The 1,297-nt window shown below is 66.9% G+C and carries 1 protein-coding gene; it reads right to left on the bottom strand.

What is annotated here, in order from left to right:
* Positions 1–37: 37 nt before the first annotated feature.
* Positions 38–1,204 carry an IS1249 family transposase gene (locus MU407_RS13995; protein ID WP_246958404.1) on the bottom strand — a complete coding sequence of 389 codons (1,167 nt, stop codon included), beginning with the start codon at positions 1,202–1,204 and terminating at the stop codon, positions 38–40.
* Between the last annotated feature and the right edge of the window lie 93 nt (positions 1,205–1,297).

Raw genomic sequence — 1,297 nt, 5'->3', positions numbered from 1 at the left:
GGGTTATAGGACAAAATGTGTGTATGGCCCGGGCGTGTCATGGCTGGTGTCGGCCGGCCCAGCCGTGGCGGATGCTGTTGCCGTCTTCGGGTGAGAAGTGGGTTCCGAGCTGGGGTTTCGGGTCTGCCTCGGGTGTGGTCGCGGGTCGTGGGGGTGCTGGGTTCCAGTGCTCGGGGCGGGCGAGGTCCCAGGGGTTGTAGGGGGCGATGGAGAGGCTGTTGAGCTTCCATTCCGCTGCCCGGCGGGCGTGCTCGTCGGGTAGGCCGCGGTGGCGGGAGAACAATTCCTTCAGGGCCCGGTTGGGGCCGCCTTCGAGCGAGGAGGTCGTGCGCGGCCAGGGTGGCTTCCGCTGGGGCAGTTCGGGGTCTAGCCAGGTGAACAGCGTGCGGGAGCGGATCAGGTGGCGTAGCAGGCTGCGGGCGGAGCGGAGCCTGCGGTGGGTGTACCACCAGGGGCGGTCTGGGCGGACTCCGGCGGGGCGCTCATAGTGTTTGCTGGCGTAGGAGCGATGGCGCAGGAACCCGTCCCAGCGTGCTTCCCAGGCGACGTACTCGCCCAGCCACGCCGCGGCCTGATCGAGATCCTCCACGCGCATCAGTGCTCGTGTCAGGGCGAGCAGTTCCTTCCCGGCCGGGAGGCGGGGTGAGAGCGTGAGGTGGCGCCGTAGTGCCTGGTAGATGTGGAAGTAGCAGCGTTGCACGCGCGTGTCGGGCCAGGCTTGGTCGATCGCTTTTTTCAGGCCCGTACCGCCGTCGATGACGACCAGTGCCGGGGCTGGGTGGCGCTGCAGGATCTGCAGCCACGCGATCGCTTTTTCCCGGTCGCACCACTGCCAGTCGATGACGTCCTTGCCGTTGGTCGCGATCAGCAGACCCCAGTGCTGGAAGTAGGTGCCATCCAGCACCACCACGTCATGGATCTCCCCGGTGACCGGCGGGCGGGGCACTTCGACGTTCCAGCACCAGGCTGTTCGCCGACGAAACGCTCTGCCCAAGGTGGGCGTGGCTCCTTGGGGTGCAGACCCCAGCAGCCAGGCCAGGAACGCGGCAAGGTCCGCGCGGCGGGTGACGTCCTCGCGCTGCCGCGTGGTGGACGCCCCGCACGAGCGACATCGCCAACGCGTCCGTCCCGCACTGGTCACACCGCTCTTGACGAGCTTGAGACCGCATACACCACAACACGGCCGATTGGAAGCAACACCCATCGCACATGCTCTCAGAGCATGTGCAACCCACTATCCCCGCAGGTCAGGACGAGGAAAGCGGCCTCTCCGTACACACATTTTGTCCTATAACCC

The sequence above is a fragment of the Brachybacterium sp. Marseille-Q7125 genome (assembly GCF_023062615.1).
Classification (GTDB): Bacteria; Actinomycetota; Actinomycetes; order Actinomycetales; family Dermabacteraceae; genus Brachybacterium.
Note: the sequence above shows the minus strand (reverse complement) of the source record. Positions and strands in the feature narration are given on the sequence as shown.